19 protein-coding genes are annotated in these 21,230 nt (G+C 69.1%); 10 read left to right on the top strand and 9 right to left on the bottom strand.

Annotated features, from left to right (window positions below; genetic code table 11):
* Positions 1-145: 145 nt before the first annotated feature.
* The 3 genes from CUJ89_RS12065 to cysD form a co-directional block, all read right to left on the bottom strand.
* The gene (locus tag CUJ89_RS12065; RefSeq protein WP_114177520.1) at positions 146-1,333 is read right to left on the bottom strand and encodes a helix-turn-helix transcriptional regulator; all 1,188 of its coding nucleotides are present in this window, start codon (positions 1,331-1,333) and stop codon (positions 146-148) included.
* A 119-nt stretch (positions 1,334-1,452) separates the two neighbouring features.
* Positions 1,453-3,369: a sulfate adenylyltransferase subunit CysN gene (gene cysN, locus CUJ89_RS12060; protein ID WP_114177519.1), complete on the bottom strand. Its 1,917-nt coding sequence runs from the start codon at positions 3,367-3,369 to the stop codon at positions 1,453-1,455.
* A complete protein-coding gene (gene cysD, locus CUJ89_RS12055) occupies positions 3,369-4,265 on the bottom strand; it encodes a sulfate adenylyltransferase subunit CysD (RefSeq protein WP_114177518.1) in 897 nt (298 codons plus the stop codon). Before cysD ends, cysN begins: the two co-directional genes overlap by 1 nt.
* Before the next feature lie 214 nt (positions 4,266-4,479).
* On the opposite strand from cysD, the gene CUJ89_RS12050 reads away from it, so the two are divergent.
* From CUJ89_RS12050 to CUJ89_RS12035, 4 genes are read left to right on the top strand one after another with little or no spacing between them, the layout of a single operon-like run.
* Positions 4,480-5,589 carry a DUF1214 domain-containing protein gene (locus CUJ89_RS12050; protein ID WP_114177517.1) on the top strand — a complete coding sequence of 370 codons (1,110 nt, stop codon included), beginning with the start codon at positions 4,480-4,482 and terminating at the stop codon, positions 5,587-5,589.
* Positions 5,586-6,779, top strand: a complete 1,194-nt coding sequence (locus tag CUJ89_RS12045) for a sulfotransferase family protein (RefSeq protein ID WP_114177516.1) — start codon at positions 5,586-5,588, stop codon at positions 6,777-6,779. Before CUJ89_RS12050 ends, CUJ89_RS12045 begins: the two co-directional genes overlap by 4 nt.
* Before the next feature lie 41 nt (positions 6,780-6,820).
* Entirely contained in the window at positions 6,821-7,612 is a 792-nt protein-coding gene (locus tag CUJ89_RS12040; protein WP_114177515.1) for an SDR family oxidoreductase, read from the top strand.
* A 17-nt stretch (positions 7,613-7,629) separates the two neighbouring features.
* Positions 7,630-8,610 carry an acetyltransferase gene (locus tag CUJ89_RS12035; protein WP_114177514.1) on the top strand — a complete coding sequence of 327 codons (981 nt, stop codon included), beginning with the start codon at positions 7,630-7,632 and terminating at the stop codon, positions 8,608-8,610.
* 63 nt (positions 8,611-8,673) lie between these two features.
* Here CUJ89_RS12035 and CUJ89_RS12030 read toward each other — a convergent pair whose 3' ends face one another.
* Both CUJ89_RS12030 and CUJ89_RS12025 read right to left on the bottom strand, forming a co-directional pair.
* A complete protein-coding gene (locus CUJ89_RS12030) occupies positions 8,674-9,126 on the bottom strand; it encodes a nuclear transport factor 2 family protein (protein WP_114178596.1) in 453 nt (150 codons plus the stop codon).
* Between the two features lie 13 nt (positions 9,127-9,139).
* Entirely contained in the window at positions 9,140-9,619 is a 480-nt protein-coding gene (locus CUJ89_RS12025; RefSeq protein ID WP_114177513.1) for an SRPBCC domain-containing protein, read from the bottom strand.
* Positions 9,620-9,944: 325 nt separating this feature from the next.
* Between CUJ89_RS12025 and CUJ89_RS12020 the strand changes: the two genes are divergently transcribed.
* Entirely contained in the window at positions 9,945-11,423 is a 1,479-nt protein-coding gene (locus tag CUJ89_RS12020) for a cryptochrome/photolyase family protein (protein ID WP_114178595.1), read from the top strand.
* Between the two features lie 30 nt (positions 11,424-11,453).
* Here CUJ89_RS12020 and CUJ89_RS38845 read toward each other — a convergent pair whose 3' ends face one another.
* The 3 genes from CUJ89_RS38845 to CUJ89_RS12010 all read right to left on the bottom strand — a co-directional run bounded on the left by CUJ89_RS38845 (position 11,454) and on the right by CUJ89_RS12010 (position 13,919).
* Positions 11,454-11,576: a hypothetical protein gene (locus tag CUJ89_RS38845; protein ID WP_265341755.1), complete on the bottom strand. Its 123-nt coding sequence runs from the start codon at positions 11,574-11,576 to the stop codon at positions 11,454-11,456.
* Positions 11,567-12,793 carry an MFS transporter gene (locus CUJ89_RS12015; protein WP_236654888.1) on the bottom strand — a complete coding sequence of 409 codons (1,227 nt, stop codon included), beginning with the start codon at positions 12,791-12,793 and terminating at the stop codon, positions 11,567-11,569. Before CUJ89_RS12015 ends, CUJ89_RS38845 begins: the two co-directional genes overlap by 10 nt.
* Positions 12,794-12,977: 184 nt before the next feature.
* Positions 12,978-13,919: a LysR substrate-binding domain-containing protein gene (locus CUJ89_RS12010; RefSeq protein WP_114177512.1), complete on the bottom strand. Its 942-nt coding sequence runs from the start codon at positions 13,917-13,919 to the stop codon at positions 12,978-12,980.
* Between the two features lie 275 nt (positions 13,920-14,194).
* Here CUJ89_RS12010 and CUJ89_RS12005 point away from each other — a divergent pair, with 275 nt between their 5' ends.
* Positions 14,195-15,235 carry an alpha/beta fold hydrolase gene (locus CUJ89_RS12005; protein WP_114177511.1) on the top strand — a complete coding sequence of 347 codons (1,041 nt, stop codon included), beginning with the start codon at positions 14,195-14,197 and terminating at the stop codon, positions 15,233-15,235.
* A 131-nt stretch (positions 15,236-15,366) separates the two neighbouring features.
* The gene (locus tag CUJ89_RS12000) at positions 15,367-16,185 is read left to right on the top strand and encodes a 4'-phosphopantetheinyl transferase family protein (RefSeq protein ID WP_114177510.1); all 819 of its coding nucleotides are present in this window, start codon (positions 15,367-15,369) and stop codon (positions 16,183-16,185) included.
* Here CUJ89_RS12000 and CUJ89_RS11995 read toward each other — a convergent pair.
* Positions 16,142-17,062, bottom strand: a complete 921-nt coding sequence (locus CUJ89_RS11995) for a glutamate/aspartate ABC transporter substrate-binding protein (RefSeq protein WP_114177509.1) — start codon at positions 17,060-17,062, stop codon at positions 16,142-16,144. The genes CUJ89_RS12000 and CUJ89_RS11995 overlap by 44 nt on opposite strands.
* A 214-nt stretch (positions 17,063-17,276) precedes the next feature.
* Here CUJ89_RS11995 and hutH point away from each other — a divergent pair, with 214 nt between their 5' ends.
* From hutH to hutU, 3 genes are read left to right on the top strand one after another with little or no spacing between them, the layout of a single operon-like run.
* The gene (hutH, locus tag CUJ89_RS11990; protein WP_114177508.1) at positions 17,277-18,800 is read left to right on the top strand and encodes a histidine ammonia-lyase; all 1,524 of its coding nucleotides are present in this window, start codon (positions 17,277-17,279) and stop codon (positions 18,798-18,800) included.
* Positions 18,801-18,804: 4 nt separating this feature from the next.
* On the top strand, positions 18,805-19,500 hold the full coding sequence (hutC, locus tag CUJ89_RS11985; RefSeq protein WP_114177507.1) for a histidine utilization repressor: 696 nt from the start codon (positions 18,805-18,807) through the stop codon (positions 19,498-19,500).
* Between the two features lie 39 nt (positions 19,501-19,539).
* Positions 19,540-21,228, top strand: a complete 1,689-nt coding sequence (gene hutU / locus CUJ89_RS11980) for a urocanate hydratase (protein WP_114177506.1) — start codon at positions 19,540-19,542, stop codon at positions 21,226-21,228.
* The last annotated feature ends 2 nt before the right edge of the window (positions 21,229-21,230 follow it).

The following is a 21,230-nucleotide window of genomic DNA, read 5'->3' as shown; positions in this document are numbered from 1 at the left end:
GCACCCACGAAGACGTCGCGGGTTTACCCGGGAATTGCGCAAATATTGGGGAATGTCACGACGCCGGATCGGTATTCATTCATGTCTGATGACGTATGACATCGGCTGAGATAACGCCGATCGCCGCGCGGCCGATCGGCGCCTGCTACGCCATCGACACGACGCTGTTGAGCAGCGTCTTCACGAGCACGGCCTGCCGCGTCGCGCCCGTTTTCGCGAAGATGCCGCGCAGGTGCGCGCGCGCGGTGTTCTTCGTGATGCCGGTCGCGGTGGCCGCCTCGTCGAGCGTCAGCCCGTCGACGAGCAGCAGCGCGATTTCGGTCTCCATCGGCGTGAGCCGGAACAGCCGGTGCAGCATGTCGCGCGACGTCTGCGGCGACGCCGTCGGATCGCGGACGAACACCGCGACGGCCGGCCGATGCTGGCGATCCTCGGCGCCGCGGTAGGGCGCGAGCGGTCGCAGCAGCACGCTCAACGGCATCGCGCCGCCGGGGCGCGACAGCGTGGTGGCTTCGATGCGCACGAGCGCGCCCGCACGGAAATGCTCGAGCGCGGCCTGCAGCGCCTTCTGCAGCCGGCGCTCGTCGAGCGGGCACGACGCGTGGAGCCGCTCCTGGCGCACGCACAGCCCGTCCTGCTGCTCGATCAGCCGCTCGGCGATGCGGTTGCGCTTGATCACGCGGCCGTCCTCGTCGACGATCGCGGTGCCGACATCGAGCCGGTCGACGGTGCCCGCGTACAGCGCGCGTTCGGCATCGAGCACGTCGAACGCCGCGTGCAGCTCGACTGCCCGCTGCAGGTGCGGCAGCAGCGTCGCGACCTGCGCGCGTTCGGCCGCGTCGAAATCGCGGCCGCCGTGCGCACGGCTCACGAAGAACGCGCACTCGACGCCGCGTTCGCCGCGCAGGTTCGCGCCGAGGATGTAGCGCAGGTCGAGCGGCTGCAGGTACTGCCGGTAGAAATCGTGCGCGCGCCACGCAGTTTCGCCGAACAGCCGGTCGGCCGTGAAGACCTGGCCGGGCGGGTGGTCGAGAAACGGGCACAGCGCATAGAACTGCTCGCTGTACGACGGCTCGCCGGGCAGCAGCGGGCCGTGCGTCGATGCGTTGATGATGAGCCCGTGCCGCGAGCCGCCCGGATTGCGCAGCACGAGCGTCGTGAAGCTCGCGTCGAGCCGCACGCGGACCGCTTCGAGAAAGCCGGCCCACGGGGTCGCTTCCGACGGGCCCTGATAGACGAGCCCGAGCCACGCGCTGAGTTCGCGCGCCGTCCACGCGGCGTCGTCGAAACCGTCGTGCGTGGCCGTGTCGCCGGGCGCCAGCGCGATCTGCATGCTCGTGTTCTCCTGGGTCGGGATGAAGGGTTCCCGACCCAGCATACCGGCCAGCCGGCGGCCCGCGTCATCCGAACGGAGTAGACGACGCGGGCTTGCGGGAAACCCGCATGCGGCGCTTACGCCGTGCGCTCGCGCAGCAGGTACGCGACGATGCGGTCCGCCGCTTCTTCAGGCGACTCGGCCACCGTATCGACGCGCAGCTCGGGCTGCGCGGGCGGCTCGTACGGCGAGTCGATGCCCGTGAAGTGCTTCAGCTCGCCGCGCCGCGCTTTCTTGTACAGGCCCTTCGGATCGCGTTCCTCGGCAATCGCGAGCGGCGTGTCGACGAACACTTCGACGAACTCGTCGGCGCCGACCATCGCGCGCGCCATGTCGCGCTCCGCGCGGAACGGCGAGATGAACGACACGAGCGTGATGAGCCCCGCGTCGAGCATCAGCCGCGCGACTTCGGCGACGCGCCGGATGTTCTCCACACGATCGGCCTCGGTGAAGCCGAGATCGCGATTGAGCCCGTGCCGCACGTTGTCGCCATCCAGCAGGTACGTGTGCCTGCCGAGCGCGTGCAGCCGCTTCTCGACGAGGTTCGCGATGGTCGACTTGCCGGCGCCCGACAGCCCCGTCAGCCACACGATGCGCGGCGTCTGCGCCTTCTGCACGGCGCGCGCGTCGCGATCGACGTCGACGGCCTGCCAGTGCACGTTGTGCGCGCGGCGCAGCGCGAAGTGCAGCATCCCGGCGCCGATCGTGTCGTTGGTGAAGCGGTCGATCACGATGAAGCCGCCCGTATGGCGGTTCCGGTCGTACGGATCGAACGCGACGGGCCGGTCGAAGCTCAGGTTGCACACGCCGATCTCGTTGAGCGCGAGCGTGCGCGCGGCGAGATGCTCGCGCGTGTTCACGTCGATCTTGTACTTCGGCGTCGCGCAGGTCGCGCCGACCGTCTGCGTGCCGAGTTTCACGAGATACGGGCGGCCGGGCAGCAGCGGCTCGTCGTGCATCCACACGAGCGTCGCCTCGAACTGGTCGGCCACTTCGGGCGGCGCGTCCGCGCGCGCGATCAGGTCGCCGCGGCTGATGTCGATCTCGTCGGCGAGCGTGAGCGTCACCGCGTCGCCGGCGCGCGCGATGTCGCTTTCGCCGCGCTGCGTGATCACCGACGCGACGCGGCTCTCCTGGCCGGACGGCAGCACGCGCACGCGCTCGCCGACGCGGATCTCGCCCGACGCGATGCTGCCCGCATAGCCGCGGAAGTTCAGGTGCGGGCGGTTGACCCACTGCACGGGCAGCCGGAACGGCTCGTCGCGCGTCACGCGTGCGGCGAGCGGCAGGTTGTCGAGATGCTGCATCAGCGTCGGGCCCGCATACCACGGCATCCGCGTGCTCGGCACGATCACGTTGTCGCCGCGCAGCGCCGACATCGGGATGCTGACGATCTCCGGCAGCCCGAGTTCGGCCGCGAATGCGCGATAGTCGGCATCGATGCGGTCGAACACGGCCGGGTCGTAGTCGACGAGATCCATCTTGTTGATCGCCAGCACGACGCGCTTGATGCCGATCAGCGCGACGAGATGGCTATGGCGGCGCGTCTGCGTGAGCACGCCCTTGCGCGCGTCGATCAGGATGACTGCCAGATCGGCGGTCGACGCGCCGGTGATCATGTTGCGCGTGTACTGCTCGTGGCCGGGCGTGTCGGCGACGATGAACTTGCGCCGCGCGGTTGCGAAGAAGCGGTACGCGACGTCGATCGTGATCCCTTGCTCGCGTTCGGCCGACAGGCCGTCGACGAGCAGCGCGAAATCGAGTTCGCCGCCTTGCGTGCCGACCTTCTTCGAATCGGCCTCGAGCTGCGCGAGCTGGTCGTCGAACAGCAGGTTCGATTCGTAGAGCAGGCGGCCGATCAGCGTGCTCTTGCCGTCGTCGACGCTGCCGCACGTGATGAAGCGCAGCAGGTCCTTGGTTTGCGCGTCGTCGGCGGCGGACGCGGCAGGGGCGGGGCGCGCGAGCGTGTCGCGCGCGGTGAGAACGTGTGCCATCAGAAATAGCCCTCCTGTTTCTTCTTTTCCATCGAACCGGCCGAATCGCTGTCGATCAGCCGCCCCTGGCGCTCGGACGTGCGCGTCTCGCGCATCTCCTGCAGGATGTCGTCGAGCGACGTCGCGTCGCTGTCGATCGCACCCGTCAGCGGGTAGCAGCCGAGCGTGCGAAAGCGCACCTTGCGCATCTGCGGCACTTCGCTTTCACGTAGCGGCAGGCGTTCGTCGTCGACCATGATCAGCGCGCCGTCGCGCTCGACGACGGGCCGCACCTTCGCGAAGTAGAGCGGCACGATCGGGATGGCGTGAAGCTGGATGTACTGCCAGATGTCCAGCTCGGTCCAGTTCGAGATCGGGAACACCCGCAGGCTTTCGCCCTTGCGCTTGCGCGCGTTGTACAGCGACCAGAGTTCGGGGCGCTGGCGCTTCGGGTCCCAGCGGTGCTGCTCCGAGCGCAGCGACACGATGCGCTCCTTCGCGCGCGACTTCTCTTCGTCGCGTCGTGCGCCGCCGAACGCGGCGTCGAAGCCGTAGTGATCGAGCGCCTGCTTGAGGCCCTGGGTCTTCCACACGTCGGTGTGCACGGCCGAGCCGTGCGTGAACGGGTTGATGTGGTTCGCGACGCCGTCGGGGTTGATGTGCACGCGCAGGTCGAGGCCGAGGCGCGCGGCCGTCTCGTCGCGAAACGCGATCATCTCGCGGAACTTCCAGGTCGTATCGACGTGCAGCAGCGGAAAGGGCGGCTTCGCCGGGTAGAACGCCTTCATCGCGAGATGCAGCATGACCGAGCTGTCCTTGCCGATCGAATACAGCATCACCGGGTTCTCGCTCTCCGCGACCACCTCGCGCATGATGTGGATGCTTTCGGCCTCCAGTCGCTCCAAGTGGGTCAACATCGTTCGTCTCCTTGTTTCATGCCGGCGCCGCGCGACATGTGCGGCGTTTCGTGCATGACGCCAACGGTATCGAGCACAGCGCATGTCGCTCTTCGTCCGGGTGGACTAAACCGCGGCGCGGCGGCGCAGCGGATCTTTCCTTAGTCCACCCGGACGAAGTGGCGCACGGCGCCGGCGCTTAAGGTGAGCGCTCGACCATCGGCGGAGACGACACATGACGGACGACACACGTGCCACGCAATTGCTTTCGGGCCAGACCTGGGCCGATTTCTGCGACACCCTGAAACGCAGCGGACAACAGATCCTGCGCGCCGAGGCGCCGGACGATCCGCTCACGCGCGCGGAAGGGTTCCGCTACCTGAGCCGGCTGATGCGCATCGCGCTCGAAATGCACGTCGAGTTTGCCGACGGCGCATGGCCCGGCTTTTTCTCGCCGTCGCACGAGACCGCGAAGATCGGTGCCGACAATCCCGACAACCTGTACCAGTACGCGCGCCTCGACGGCCGCTGCGAATACCGCGTAACGGGGCGGCGCGGCACGGTCGCGTACCTGAGCTTCGGCACGCAGAAGGGCGGCTACGAGACCGACGGCAAGATGCTGCAGACGGGCTTTATCGACGCGAAGCAGCTCGAGATCGCGCCGGACGGCAGCTTCGAGATCGTGCTGGGCGAAACGCCGCGCGCCGGCAACTGGGTGCGCATGGAGCCCGGCACGAATGCGCTGCTGGTGCGCCAGACCTTCCTCGACCGGCGCGCGGAGACGCCCGCGCAACTGAAGATCGAGCGCATCGGCGCGCAGGACCGACCGGCGCCGCTCGACCCGCTCGTGCTGCAGGGCGGCCTCACGCGCGCCGCGCAGTTCGTCGAGCAGACGTCGAAGTTGTTCGCCGACTGGGCCGCGAGCTACCGGTCGCACGTGAACGCGCTGCCGCCCGCCGACCAGGCGCTGTGCCAGTCGGTCGGCGGCGACCCGAACATCTACTACTACCACTCGTGCTGGTCGCTGGCCGACGACGAAGCGCTCGTGATCGACGTCGATACGGTGCCCAACTGCGATTTCTGGAACGTGCAGCTCAACAACTACTGGATGGAGTCGCTCGACTACCGCCATTTCGACATCTGCGTGAACAAGCACAGCGCGCGGCCGAATGCCGGCGGCGGCGTGACGGTGGTCGTCGCCGCATCGCAGCCGGGCGATGCGAACTGGCTCGATACGGCCGGGCATCGCACCGGCACGATCTGCTGGCGCTGGGTCGGTGCCGCGCAACCCGTGCATCCGCGCACGCGCGTCGTGAAGCTCGCCACGCTGAAGGAGGCCGTATGAACGCACCGCTCGACTCGATCCGCACGCTGCTTGACGCCGACGGGCTGATTGCCGAGGCCGTGTCACGCACGGGCGGGCTCAACGCGTTCGGCGACGGGCCGTATCGCGAGGCGCTCGACGTGATGTGCGCGTCGCTGATCGACGAAGCGAAGCTGTCCGCGCGCGGCGCGGCGATGATGCGCGAGAAGCTCGTCGGCCAGCTCGTGAACCGGCTCGTCGTCGAGGATTACTTCCGGCGTCATCCGGAGATCGCGGACATCGCGATCGACGATCCGCTCGTGATCGTCGGCCTGCCGCGCACGGGCACGACGCTGCTGCAGCGGCTGCTGGCCGTCGACCCGCGCTTTCATTCGGCCGCGTGGTGGGAAACGCGCTACCCGGCGCCGCTCGCCGGCGAGACGCTCGACGCGCCGACCGTGCGCATCGCGCGCGCGCAGGCCGAGGTCGCGATGATGATCGACTGCATTCCGCAGATCCTGACGATCCATCCGCTAGACGCGATGCTCGCCGACGAGGAGTTCATGCTGATGGAGCACGCGTTCGTGTGCGCGATGGATTCTTACGCGAACGTGCCGGGCTATACGGCGTGGCTCGCGAAGCAGGATCTCACGCCGGTCTACACGTACCTGAAGCGCATGCTGCAGTTCCTGCAGTGGCAGAAGGCGCGGCGCGGCGTCGCGCCGGCCGAGCGCTGGCTGCTGAAGACGCCGCAGCACCTGCATGCGCTCGACGTGTTGTGCTGCGTGTTTCCGCGCGCGCAGGTCGTGCTCACGCACCGCGATCCGGCGCAGACGATTCCGTCGATGGCGAGCATGGCGCACACGTTGTGGCAGATGTATGCGGACGATCCGGATCCGCTCGCCGTCGGCGCGCAGTGGAGCGCGGGAATGGCGCGCGCGATCGGCGCGGCGATGACGGCGCGCGACGCGCTGCCGGCCGACCGGTTCCTCGACGTGCGTTTCGAGGACACCGTCTCGAATCCGCTCGGCGTCGTGGAGGCCGTGTACGGTTTCGCCGGCATGCCGCTCGATGCGCGGCAGCGCGCGGCGATGACGGACTGGATGGCGCGCAACGGCCGCGACAAGCGCGCCGCGCACGACTATTCGATCGCACGCTTCGGCTTCACCGATGCGCAGCTCGCGCGCGACTTCGCCGCGTATCGCGCGCGGCATCTGCGGGCGGCCGGTTGACGGCGGCGCCCGCGAGACGAACGACAACCAGGAGACAACCCATGTTGCTGAAGGACAAGATCATCGTGATTTCCGGGATCGGGCCGGGGCTCGGCGTGAAGCTCGCCGTCGAGGCCGCGCGCGAGGGCGCACGCGGCGTGGTCGTCGCGGCGCGCACGATGGAAAAGCTCGACGACGCCGAAGCACGGATCCGCGAACTTGGCGTCGATTGCGACGTGCTGAAGATGAAGACCGACATCACCGATCGCACGCAATGCCGGCAGCTCGCGACGCAGGCCGTCGAGCGCTTCGGCCGGATCGACGCGCTCGTGAACAGCGCGTTCGTGCACGGCACGTTTCCGGAGCCGGTGGACGAAGCCGACCTCGACGGCTGGCGCACGGTGTTCGACACCAACGTGTTCGGCACGATGGCGCTCACGCAGGAAGTCGTGCCGCACATGAAGCGGCAGCAGCGTGGCGCGATCGTGATGATCAACACGCAGGCGACCCGCAAGCCTTTTGCAGGGGAAGCCGGCTACGCTGTATCGAAGGGGGCGCTCGCCGTTGCGGCAAAATACCTGGCGCGCGAACTCGGCGTGCACGGTATTCGCGCGAACAGCATCCACATGGGCTGGATGTGGGGCGTGCCGACGCAGACGTATTTCCGCCAGGCGGCGGACGAATACGGGATGACGGAGGAGCAGATCATCGCGCCGATCGCGTCGAACATCGCGCTCGCGAAGCTGCCGACCGACGACGATTGCGCGCGCGCGGCGCTGTTCCTCGCGTCGGACTATGCGAACGCGGTGACGGGCGCGACGCTCGACGCGAACGGCGGCGATTTCATGCCTTGACGATGGAGTAACGGATCATGCAGGACAACCCACACACGCGGCATTTCTTCGCGTTCAACGGCGACGCGGACGGCCTGTGCGCGCTCCAGCAACTGCGGCTCGCGGAGGGCGGGCGCGGCACGCTCGTGACCGGCGTGAAGCGCGACATCAAGCTGCTCGAGCGGATCGACGCGCGGGCAGGCGACATCGTCACCGTGCTCGACGTGTCGCACGACCAGAACCGCGACGCGTGCGCGCGGCTGCTGCGCAGCGGCGCGACGGTCCGCTATTTCGACCATCACTTCGCCGGCGAGCTGCCCGACGATCCGCGCTTCGATACGCATATCGACACGGCGGCCGACGTCTGCACGAGCGTGCTCGTGGACCGCTATCTCGGCGGCCGGCACGTGCGCTGGGCGATCGTCGCGGCATTCGGCGATGAACTGCCGGCGCTCGGCGGCGCGCTCGCGCGCAAGCACGGGATCGACGAGGCCGAGCGTGGCACGCTCGCTGAACTCGGGCTCTACCTGAACTACAACGCGTACGGCGATTGCGTCGGCGATCTGCACTTCGATCCGGCGGCGCTCGCCGACGCGATGTTGCCATGCGTCGATCCGCTCGATTTCGTGCGCGAGACCGCCGTGTTCGCCGCGCTGCGCGACGGCTACCGCGATGACATGGCGCGCGCATGCGCGCTCGCGCCGCTGCGCGAGGTGCCGGGCGCGACGCTGGTACGGATGCCCGATCATCCGTGGGCGCGGCGCGCGACGGGCATGCTCGCAAACGAGCGGATGCGCAACGCGCCGCATGCGGCGCTCGCGGTGCTGTCGCCGCGCGCGGACGGCGGGCTCGTCGTCAGCGTGCGCGTGCCCGACGGCCGGCCGCTCGGCGCCGACGAGTTCTGCCGCGGCTTTCCGACCGGCGGCGGGCGCAAGCGCGCGGGCGGCATCAACCATCTGCCGGAAGCCGAGTTCGACGCGTTCGTCGCGCGTTTCGAGGCGGCGTTCCGGCTCGATTGACGAAACGATATTGGCGACGCGCGCGCCGTGCCGCCATGGCACGGCGCGCGCGTCGCGGCCGGATCAGCCGGTCGCGCCCGCGAGTACGGCCGGCACGTTGTGGCCGTAACAGCGCTCCTCGACGCGCTCGGCGATGCGCCAGCCCTGCGCGGTGCGCACGAGCCGGTCGACGTACCACAGCCCGAGAAACATCACCTGCGTGCCGCCGTCCGGCAGCGCGATTTCCATCGGATTGAAGCAGATCGTGCGGCCGCGCGCGGTATCGCCGTCGAGCCGGACCGACAGGTTGCCGACCATGTGCTGGTACTGCGGAAACTGCGGCAGCACGGTGCGCAGCCAGGCCTTCACGTCCGGATAGCGGCCGGCGATGCCGCCCATCGCGCGATAGTCGATCGCCGCATCGGGCGTGAACACCGCATCGAGCGCGTCGAAGTCGCGCGTATCGATCGCACTCGAATACGCGACGATCAGTTCGCGGATGTCGTGATGGTCGGAGAGCGTTTGCAGATCGGGCATCGGCCGCTCCCGGTCACGCGCTGTTGCGCCGGCGCGCCGCATGCAGCGCTTCGGCGCGCTGCTTCACGTCGCGCGCGCACTGGTCGAAGCCCTGTTTCACCCACGCACCGTGGTGCTGCATGATCGTGTCCGCGTTGACGCCGAGGAACTGGTCGGTCGTGACATAGCGGCAGCGCTCGGCGCCGTCGGCGTCGATGTACTGGTCGCGGCGCGCGGCGTCCTTGTTGTCGTCGGTCGGGCGCTGCTCCCACGACAGCAGGCGCTCGGGCTCGCAGGCGACGAGAATCTCGCTGACGGGAATCACGGTCTCCGTGCCCGGAATGCGAACCTGCATGTGCACGAAATCGCCGAGCTTGCCGGTCGTTTCGAAGCCGACGCAAAACGTGTTCCATTCGCCGTAGCGCGGGAAGTCGGTCAGCACTTCCCAGACGACGGAGGCCGGCGCGTCGATGTCGACGGTGATCGAGGTGACGAGATTCGAGGGTTTGGTCATGGCGGCGTATCGGGTGAGGCTGCGAGCGCGCCCGGGTGCCGGGCGCCGCAGCGGTCGGAAGGGTCCGCGCCAGCATTGGCCGGCGCGTATGGTTGGGGGTGCCGGTATCGGCACGGCACGTGCCGCGCATCGCGGTGTACCCGACATCGAGCGTAGGCCGGCGCACGCGGCGGAGAATCGTCGGAATGGACTAAGGCGTTTCACCGGTCGTGCGACGCGGTGCGATTGCCGTGAACGTCATCGGCCACGGCGCGTCGAGCGTCGACACCGCGCGGCGCAGCCGCGACAATACGTGTCCCGTTCCGCTTTGAGCATCGAGGTGCCCGTGCCCGCCAAGTCGTCCGTTGCTCCCGCGATCGTCTGGTTCCGCGACGATCTGCGCGTGACCGACCAGCCTGCGCTGACGCGCGCGGTTGCGTCCGGCCGGCCGCTCGTGTGCGTGTTCGTCGACGATACGGGCGACGGCGCGGGGCGTCCGCTGGGCGGCGCGGCGCGCTGGTGGCTGCACGGGTCGCTGGCCGGGCTCGACGCCGCGCTCGCGCGTCATGGCGGGCGCCTGCTGCTGTTGCGCGGCGATGCGCCGCGCGAGATCGAGCGCATCGTGCACGACACGGGCGCGGAAGCCGTGTACTGGAACCGCCGCTATGCGCAGCCGCAGCGCGATGCAGACGCCGCGCTGAAGGCGTCGCTCAGGGCGCGCGGCGTCACGGTCGAGAGCAGCAACGGCAGCCTGCTGAACGAGCCGTGGGAGGTGCTGACGGGCAGCGGCGCGCCGTACCAGGTGTTCACCGCGTACTGGCGCGCGGCGCGCCGCGATCGCGCCGTTGTCGCGCCGCTGCCGGAACCCGAACGGATCGTGTTTCATCCGTGGCCGGCAGCCGTGCGTGACCGCGCGCTGGCGCTCGACGCGCTTGCGCTGCGCCCGCCCGTGCCGGACTGGGCCGGCGGCCTGCGCGACGCGTGGCCGGCGCCCGACGAAGCCGGCGCGCACGAACGGCTCGACGCGTTCCTGACGGCATCGCTCGCCGGCTATGCGGATGCGCGCGACCGTCCCGACCGGCCCGCGACGAGCCGGCTGTCGCCGTTTCTGCGCTTCGGCAACGTGTCGCCGCGACAGGTGTGGCACGCGGTGCAGGGCGCCGCTCACGCGGGCGGCGCGGCGTGCGCTGCGGGTGCCGACAAGTTCCTGAGCGAGCTCGGCTGGCGCGAATTCAGCTACGCGCTGCTGTACCACTTTTCGGCGCTCGCGACCGACAACTTCCGCGCGCAGTTCGACGCGATGCCATGGCGCGATGATCCCGCCGCACTGCGCGCATGGCAGCGCGGGCTGACCGGCTATCCGCTCGTCGATGCGGGCTTGCGCGAGCTGTGGACGACCGGCTGGATGCACAACCGCGTACGGATGGTCGTCGCGTCGTTCCTCGTCAAGCATCTGCTGGTCGACTGGCGCGCGGGCGAAACGTGGTTCTGGGATACGCTGGTCGACGCCGATCCCGCGAACAACGCGGCGAGCTGGCAATGGGTGGCCGGTTGCGGCGCCGACGCCGCGCCATATTTCCGCATCTTCAATCCGGTCGCACAGGGCCGGAAGTTCGACCCGGACGGCGCGTATGTGCGGCGCTGGGTGCCCGAACTCGCGGGCCTCGACACTGCGTCGATCCATGCGCCGTGGGAAGCGTCGCCGCTGCAACTCGACGCGGCCGGCGTGCGGCTCGGCGTCGACTATCCGGTGCCGCTCGTCGATCATGCGGCCGCGCGGGGCCGCGCGCTCGATGCGCTGGCCGCATTGCCGAAGCGTCGCTGACCGTTCGCCCGCGCGGCGCGGTTCGCCGGGTCAGTTGCAGAACGCGACGTGTTCGAGCAATGCGTATGCGACGCCCGAATCGAAGTAGGCCGCGCCGCACCACGCGACGAACGCGAGTGCGCCAGCGGCCAGCGCCGCGCGGGTCATGCCCATGCCGCGCTGCCCGACGCGGGCCGCGCGATGCGCGCGTCGTCGATCGGCAGGTGCAGGAGCGCCGCGAGCACGCCGAGCGCGATCGAGCCGATCCACAGCGGCAGGTACGAATGCGTTGCGTCATACACGAGCGCGCCGAGCCAGACGCCGAAGAAGCTGCCGAGCTGGTGCCCGAAGAACACGAAGCCGAACAGCGTCGCGATGTAGCGCACGCCGAACACCTGCGAGATCACGCCGTTCGTCAGCGGCACCGTGCCGAGCCACGTGAACCCCATCACGGCCGCGAACACATAGACGCTCGCGGGCGACAGCGGCGCGGCGACGAACGCGGCCATTGCGAGCGCGCGCACGAGGTACAGCACCGACAGCACGTACTTGCGCCGCAGCAACCCGCCGAGCTGGCCGCACGCATAGGTGCCGGCCACGTTGGTCAGCGCGATCAGCGCGAGCGCGACGCTTGCGTGGCGCGCCGGCAGCCCGTGGTCGAGCAGGTACGCGGGCAGGTGCGTCGCGATGAACGCGAGCTGGAATCCGCACGCGAAGAAGCCCGCATTCAGCAGCCAGAAGCCGCGATGTGCGAACGCCTCGCGTACCGCTTCGCCGATCGACTGGTCGGGGCCGGCGGCGGCAGCCAGCACGGGCCGCTCGCGCAGCAGCACGGCGAGCGGCGCGAGCAGCGCCGCGACGAGCGCCAGCGCGATGAACGCATGCCGCCAGCCGACACCGCCGATCAGTTCCTGCGCGACGGGCACCATGCAGAACTGGCCGAGCCCGCCGATCGCGCCCGCGACGCCGAGCGCCCAGCCGCGCCGGTCGGGCGGAAACAGGCGGCTCAGCGCACCGTAGATCGACGCGAACGCCGAGCCCGACAGCGCGATGCCGATCACGAGCCCGGCGCCGACCGTGAACAGGCCGGTCGATGCCGCATGCGCCATCGTGACGAGCCCGGCCGCATACAGCAGCATCCCGGCGACGATCACGCGCACCGAGCCGAAGCGGTCGGCGACCATCCCCGTGAACGGCTGCGCGACGCCCCAGATCAGGTTCTGCAGCGCCAGTGCGAACCCGAACGCTTCGCGCGACCAGCCGTGGTCGAGCGACACGGGCGCGAGGAACAGGCCCTGCACGTGGCGGATGCCGAGCGCGGCACCCATGATCAGGCCGCCCGCCAGCACGGGCAGCCAGCGGCGTCGGACTTCCTGCTCGATCGGGGTCATGCGTGTCTCCGGATGAAGGTGCGCGGCGAAACGACTGCGCTCGATCCGATTAGACGATCGGGCCGGTCATCGCTCAAGCGATCATTCGGTCAGGTTGGCATGCGTGTGGGGAATGCGATGACGCGCGAACGGGGGGCGGCAGCGATCGGCCATGGCCCGGTTGATCCGGAAAGCCGGCGCCGGCTTACGCCGACGCCGTGTCGTGCGCGCGCATCGCCGCGTCGCATTCGGCCGCTTCGGCGAGCATCCAGTCGCGCACGTCGGCGACTTCGCGGCGCGGCGCCGGATCGTGCTGGAACAGCCAGTAGCCGTACGCATCCGACAGCGCCTGAGTATGCGGCCCGAGCACTGCGAGCCGCCCGTCCGCGAGCATCGGCGCGACCAGCGCGAGCCGTCCGAGCGCAACGCCCTGGCCCGCGATCGCGGCCTGGATCACCTGGTCGTACTGGTTGAAGCGCAGCACGCCTTTCGGGCGCGCGTCGCCGAGCCCGGCCGCGTGCAGGTGCGCGTGCCACTGCAATTGCGGTTGCGGCGGCCCGTCGAATTCGAGCAGCACGTGGTCGGCGATCGCGGCCGCGCTCGTGACCGGCCGCGCGGCGAGCGCCGGATGCGCGACCGGCACGACGATCTCGTCGAACAGGCGCAGCGCGCCGGTCGGGGCGCGATCGCGTGGGCAATAGCGGATGCCGAGGTCGATGCCTTCGGCGCGCAAATCGAGTACCTTGTCGTTCGCGGCGACGCGCAGGTCGATCCCGGGCAGGCGCGCCTGCAGCCGCCCGAGCCGCGGCAGCAGCCACAGCGCGGTAACGCCGATGCTCGCGGTGATCGTGACGGGCTGGCGCTCGCGCGCGGCGGCGAGCGACGCGACCGTGTCCTGCAGGCTGTGCAGGGCCGCATCCGCGACGCGGAACAGCCGCTCGCCTTCCGGCGTGAACGCGATCTTCCGGTAGCCGCGCTGCAGCAACGCGACGCCGAGATGGGCTTCGAGCGCATGCACCTGGCGGCTGACCGCCGATTGGGTGACGCACAGGTCCTGCGCGGCGAGCGTGATGCTCATGCGGCGACCGACGGCGACGAAACCGCGGACGAGGTCGAGCGACGGGAGACGGACGAGCGGCGTTGACATGCGTATGACTCATGCGAACGGAGCAGCAAGATTGGTTGAGAACACGGGGCGCGTCAAGTTCAATGGAGGCTGGCCGATGGGTGCGGGTGGCGGTTCGCGCCGGCCCGGATCGCGAAGCAGGGGGCCAGGGCAGGCGTTAAAGCGCTAACTCTGGCCGACCGCGAAGCATGGGATCGCAGTAAGCGCTAAAGCGCTAAAGCGCTAACGCTGACCGACCGCGAAGCATGGGGCCAGAGTAAGCGCTGAAGCGTTAACTCTGGCCGACAGGAGACAGGATGACGATTTCGAACGAAGAAGGCGGGGCGGCGCAGCGTGATCGCGCGGCGGGCGCGCTGCCGCCCGAGCCCGTGACGCTGCGCGCGGCCGACGGCTATGTGCTACGCGGCCATGTGTGGCGCCATCGCGGCGGCGGTGCCGTGCGGCCCGTGACGGTCATCAATTGCGCGACGTCGGTGCGCTGCGACTATTACTTCCGTTTCGCGGCCTGGCTGTTCGCGCAGGGGCGCGACGTGCTCGTCTACGACTATCGCGGCATCGGCGGATCGCGCCCGGCGCGGCTCGCGAAGCTGCGCGCGAACTGGCTCGACTGGGGCAGGCTCGATTGCGAGGCCGCGCTGCACTATGCGCGCGCCGCGTTTCCGGGCCAGCCGCTCGACGTCGTCGCGCACAGCATCGGCGGCTGCGTGCTCGGGCTCGCGGGATCGAACGTGCATGTGCGGCATGCGGTGACCGTCGGTGCGCAGTATGCGTACTGGCGCGATTACCTGCCGGCCGAGCGGCGCCGCATGTGGTGGAAGTGGCATGTCGCGATGCCCGCGCTCGCGGCCGTGTTCGGCTATGTGCCCGCGAAGCGGCTCGGCTGGATGGAGGACACGCCGCGCGGCATCGCGCTGTCGTGGGCGCGCTCGCGACCGCGTTTCGAAGACATTTATACGGGCGGCCTGCTCGACGAAAGCGCCGTGAGCCGCGCGGCGCTGCCGGCGCGTTTCGCGGGGCTGTCGGCGCCGATGCTCGCGATCGGCCTCGACGACGACGCATTCGGCACGGTCGACGCGATCGAGCGGCTGGTCGGCTACTACGCGGGCAGCGACGTCACGCACCTGCGGATCGCGCCGGGCGACATCGGCGTCGACGCGATCGGCCATTTCGCGTTTTTCCACAGCCGTTTCACCGACGCGCTGTGGCCCGTCGCGCTGTACTGGCTGCAGCACGGCGTGCTGCCGGCCGATGCGCCGGGCGCCGTGCACGCGCTTCATCCGGCGTCGCGCAGGCGGACGGCAGGGTCCGGCGTGCCGGGCGTGGCCGCGAACGGGTGACCTGGCGCGTGCGAACGCATCGCGCCGTGCCGATTCGCTTCCTTACCCTGCCGCGCCGGTCGTCGGCCGCCGGCCGGCGCGATCGATTAACATCGGACGTTTCATTCCACAGCACAGGCTGCCGCGTGCCGATGTCCATTCCGTCCGATTCCGCTTCCCCGTTCGACACGCCCCGCGCGTGGCGCGTGCAGGCGCTCGACGTGCCGCCCGCCGCGTCTCGCGCCGGCGTGCGGATCGCGCGCGTCGATTTCGACTGGCGCGTGCCGCTTGCGTCGCCCGCGTATGCGGCGCTGAGCGATGGCGAGCGCGCGCGGGCCGCGCGCTTCATGCGGCACGAGGATGCGGTGCGCAGTGCCGCGACGCGCGCCGCGCTGCGCGACCTGCTCGGCGCGGCCCTCGGTGTTGCGCCGCACGCGGTCGCGATCGTCGTCGACGAATCGGGGCGGCCGTCGCTGGACCCCGCGCATGGCACCGGGCTCGACTTCAACGTGTCGCACGCGGGCGATCATGCGCTGCTCGCGTGGGTGCCCGCGGGCCGCGTCGGCGTCGATATCGAGTGCTGCAACCGCGCGGCCGACTGGCGCGCGCTGACGCGCGAAGTCTGCGCACCCGCCGAGGCCGCGTATCTCGACGGCCTGTCCGCCGATGCGCGCGCGGACGCGTTCATGCGCGTGTGGTCGGCCAAGGAGGCGCTGCTCAAGGCGCTCGGCACGGGCATCGTCGGCGGGCTGCGCGCATTCGCGGTCGTGCCGCCGCGCGATGCGGCGACCCCCGCGACGACGATCGTCGAGCCGGCCGCGCCCGCCGCCGGCGTCGCAGCGTTCGACGCGGCCTGGCTCGACGCGGCGCCCGGCTACGCGGCGTGTGTTGCGTGGACGCGCGTGAGCCGGCGTCCACGCGCGGCGCTCATTCGAGCGGCGCGTCGTTCGGCGCCGCATAGCGCGCCTTGATCACGTCGCTCATCGGGAAGTCGAACGACAAGCCCTTCGGCGGCACCGGCTTCATGAACCACTTGTCGTACAGCGCATTGATCTCGCCGCTCTTCATCAGCTGGACGAGCACGCCGTCGACGAGCGCCTTGAACTGCGGATCGTCCTTGCGCAGCATGAATCCGTAGGCTTCCGACGATTGCGGCGTGCCGACGAGCCGCCAGTCGGCCGGCTTCGCGGCGAGCTGGCGCACGCCCGCGAGCAGCACGTCGTCCATCATGTACGCGGCCGCGCGGCCCGATTCGAGCGTGAGGCGTCCTTCGCCGTAGTCCTTCGCGCTGATGATCTGCATGTTCATCTTCTTTTCCTCGTTCATCTTGCGGAGCAGGCGTTCGGACGTCGTGCCCTGGTTCGTCACGACCGTCTTGCCGGCGAGGTCGGGAAAGTCGCGGATGCCCGACGTCGTGCGCGTGAGCAGGCGCGTCGTCGCGACGAAGAAGGTGGTCGAGAACGCCACCTGCGCGTGGCGCGCAGCGAGGTTCGTGGTCACGCCGCATTCGAGATCGACGGTGCCGTTCTGCACGAGCGGGATGCGGTTCTGCGACGTGACCGGGATGAAGCGCACCTGCAGGTCGGGCTTGCCGGTGCGTGCCTTTACGGCGGCGATCACGCGGTCGCACAGGTCCTGCGAGAAGCCGATCACCTTGCCGCTCGCGTCGACGTAGGAGAACGGCACCGACGTTTCGCGGTGGCCGATCGAGATCAGGTTGCTCTGCCGGATCTTCTCGAGCGTGCCGGAAAGCGGCTCCGCGGCGAGCGAGGCGCCGCATGCGAGCGCGCACGCGGCGACGAGCAGGCGGCGGCCGAACCGGGCGGCGAATCGTGACGGGAAGTTCATGGCGGGTCTCCTTGGCGAGTGGTGATCCGTATGTTGACAGTAACAAAATAATTGCAACATATGTTAAGACCCGGATCCCGCGGGCCGGTCCGGCGGCCCGAGCCGGACATCAGGGAAACTCCCAAGTCGAAATCGATGAAAAACTGGTTGTCTAGACAAGTTTGGGTGGCTACACTGCAATCCATTCCGAACTTGTCTAGACAGGATTGCTCACATGATTACGTTGACCCCCGGCCACCTGACCCTCCCGCAACTGCGCCAGATCGCACGCGAATCCGTGCAACTGACGCTCGACCCGGCCAGCTTCGCGAAGATCGACGCCGGCGCGAAGGCTGTCGCCGACATCGCCGCGAAGGGCGAGCCGGCCTACGGCATCAACACGGGCTTCGGCCGCCTGGCCAGCACGCACATCCCGCACGACCAGCTCGAACTGCTGCAGAAGAACCTCGTGCTGTCGCACGCGGTTGGCGTCGGCCAGCCGATGGAGCGCTCGTCGGTGCGCCTGCTGATGGCACTGAAGCTGTCGAGCCTCGGCCGCGGCCACTCGGGCATCCGTCGCGAAGTGATGGACGCGCTGATCAAGCTGTTCAACGCGGACGTGCTGCCGCTGATCCCGGTGAAGGGCTCGGTCGGCGCATCGGGCGACCTCGCGCCGCTCGCGCACATGTCGGCGGTGCTGCTCGGCGTCGGCGAAGTGTTCATTCGCGGCGAGCGCGCGAGCGCGATCGACGGTCTGCGCGTCGCGGGCCTCGCGCCGCTGACGTTGCAGGCGAAGGAAGGCCTCGCGCTGCTGAACGGCACGCAGGCATCGACGGCGCTGGCGCTCGACAACATGTTCTCGATCGAAGACCTGTACCGCACCGGGCTGGTCGCGGGTGCGCTGTCGGTCGACGCGGCAGCCGGCTCGGTGAAGCCGTTCGACGCGCGCATTCATGAGCTGCGCGGCCATCAAGGCCAGATCGACGCGGCCGCGGCCTACCGCGACCTGCTCGAAGGCTCGCCGATCAACCAGTCGCACCGCGACTGCGACAAGGTGCAGGATCCGTACAGCCTGCGCTGCCAGCCGCAGGTGATGGGCGCGTGTCTGGACCAGATGCGCCACGCGGCCAACGTGCTGCTGATCGAGGCGAACGCCGTGTCGGACAACCCGCTGATCTTCCCGGACACCGGCGAAGTGCTGTCGGGCGGCAACTTCCACGCGGAACCCGTCGCGTTCGCGGCCGACAACCTCGCGCTCGCCGCAGCGGAAATCGGCGCGCTGGCCGAGCGCCGTATCGCGCTGCTGATCGACGCGACGCTGTCGGGCCTGCCCCCGTTCCTCGTGAGGGACGGCGGCGTGAACTCGGGCTTCATGATCGCTCACGTGACGGCCGCCGCGCTGGCGTCGGAGAACAAGACGCTCGCGCACCCGGCGTCGGTCGATTCGCTGCCGACCTCGGCGAACCAGGAAGACCACGTGTCGATGGCGACGTTCGCCGCGCGCAAGCTCGCCGACATCGCGGACAACACGAAGCACATCCTCGCGATCGAACTGCTGGCCGCCGCGCAGGGCGTCGACCTGCGCGCGCCGTACCACACGAGCCCGAAGCTGGCGCCCGTGATGGAAACGATCCGCGCCAAGGTCGAGCATTACGAGCTCGACCACTACTTCGCGCCGGACATCGCGGCGATCGCGAAGCTGGTCGGCGAGCGTGCGTTCGCGAAGATCAGCCCGTTCTCGTTCGCATCGGAACAGTAAGCCCATGAGCGCGCCGGTCTACCAGGAGATCAAGGATTTCGTCCTGGCCCGCATCCACGCCGGCGAGTGGGAGGAGGGCGACCAGGTGCCGTCCGAGAACGAGCTGGCGCGCGAGTTCAAGGTTGCGCGCATGACCGTCAACCGCGCGCTGCGCGAGTTGACGGCCGAGCAGGTGCTCACGCGCATGAAGGGCGCCGGCACCTACGTCGCGCGGCCGAAGTACGAGTCGACGCTGGTGGCGATCCGCAGCATCTCGGAGGAGGTCGGCGCGCGCGGGCATGCGTATCACGCCAGCGTGCTCGGTCTCGAGACGATCCGCGCCGACGAGGCGCTCGCCGACGAGATGCAGGTGGCCGTGCGCGCGAAGCTGTTTCATTCGCAGGTGCTGCACTTCGAGAACGACGAGCCCGTGCAGCTCGAAGAACGATGGGTGAATCCGGCGGTCGCGCCGGATTACGCCGAGCAGGATTTCACGAACACGACGCCGAACCTGTACCTGATGCGCGCGGCTCCGCTGCAGCGCGTCGAGTACCGGATCGAAGCGGCGGCCCCGGCGCCGGAGCGGCGCGAGCAGCTGCGGATGGACGACGTCGAGCCGTGTCTGGTTTTACATCGGCGCACCTGGTCGCAGGGCGTCGTCGCCTCGGTGGCGAATCTGTGGCATCCCGGCAGCCGTTATCGCTTCACCGGGCATTTCTGATTCCTATTTGATAGTCATTTTCCTTCGGGAGCAGTCGTCATGAACCATCCGAAACACATCGATCCCCGTCTCGATCCGACGCGCACGATCCGCGCGCCGCGCGGCAGCGAGAAGACCTGCAAGACCTGGCTGGCCGAAGCGGCCTACCGGATGCTCCAGAACAACCTGGATCCGGAAGTCGCCGAGCACCCGCATGCGCTCGTCGTGTACGGCGGCATCGGCCGCGCGGCGCGCAACTGGGAATGCTATGACCAGATCCTCGCGTCGCTGAAGGACCTCGAAGAGAACGAGACGCTGCTGATTCAATCGGGCAAGCCGGTCGGTGTGTTCCGCACGCACAAGGATGCGCCGCGCGTGCTGCTCGCGAACTCGAACCTCGTGCCGCACTGGGCGAACTGGGATCATTTCCACGAACTCGATCGCAAGGGCCTGATGATGTACGGCCAGATGACGGCCGGCAGCTGGATCTACATCGGCAGCCAGGGCATCGTGCAGGGCACCTACGAAACCTTCTTCTCGGTCGCGAACCAGCATTTCAACGGCGATCCGTCGGGCCGCTGGATCCTGACGGGCGGCCTCGGCGGGATGGGCGGCGCGCAACCGCTCGCCGCGACGATGGCCGGCTTCTCGATGATCGCGGTCGAATGCGACGAGACGCGCATCGATTTCCGCCTGAAGACCCGCTATGTCGACAAGAAGGCGACGACCATCGACGAAGCGCTCGGCATGATCGAGGAAGCGAAGCGCACGGGCAAGCCGGTGTCGATCGGCCTGCTCGGCAACGCGGCCGACGTGTTCGCGGAATTCGTCAAGCGCGGCGTCACGCCGGACTGCGTGACCGACCAGACGAGCGCGCACGACCCGATCAACGGCTACCTGCCGCAAGGCTGGACCGTCGCGCAATGGCGCGAGGCGCAGAAGGTCGATCCGCAAAGCATCGTGAAGGTCGCGAAGCAGTCGATGGCCGTCCAGGTGCGCGCGATGCTGGCGCTGCAGGAACGCGGCGCGGCGACGCTCGACTACGGCAACAACATCCGCCAGATGGCGCTGGAAATGGGCGTCGAGAACGCGTTCGATTTCCCGGGCTTCGTGCCGGCGTACATCCGTCCGTTGTTCTGCGAAGGCAAGGGCCCGTTCCGCTGGGTTGCGCTGTCGGGCGATCCGGAAGACATCTACAAGACCGACCAGAAGGTGAAGGAGCTGATCCCCGACGATCCGCACCTGCACAACTGGCTCGACATGGCACGTGAGCGGATCGCGTTCCAGGGCCTGCCGGCACGGATCTGCTGGGTTGGCGTGAAGGATCGCTACCGCCTCGGTCAGGCATTCAACGAGATGGTCAAGAACGGCGAACTGAAGGCGCCGATCGTGATCGGCCGCGACCACCTCGACACGGGTTCGGTCGCGAGCCCGAACCGCGAGACGGAATCGATGAAGGACGGTTCGGATGCCGTCAGCGACTGGCCGCTGCTGAACGCACTGCTGAACACGGCAGGCGGCGCATCGTGGGTGTCGCTGCACCATGGCGGCGGCGTCGGCATGGGCTTCTCGCAACACTCGGGCGTCGTGATCGTCGCCGACGGTACCGCCGAAGCGCACGAGCGTCTCGGCCGCGTGCTGCTGAACGACCCGGCGACGGGCGTGATGCGCCATGCGGATGCCGGCTACGAACTCGCGCAGCAGACGGCCCGCGAAGCCGGCCTGAAGCTGCCGATGCTCGGCCGCTGAGC

The organism is Burkholderia pyrrocinia (assembly GCF_003330765.1).
In the GTDB taxonomy this organism is placed as follows: domain Bacteria; phylum Pseudomonadota; class Gammaproteobacteria; order Burkholderiales; family Burkholderiaceae; genus Burkholderia; species Burkholderia pyrrocinia_B.
Note: the sequence above shows the minus strand (reverse complement) of the source record. Positions and strands in the feature narration are given on the sequence as shown.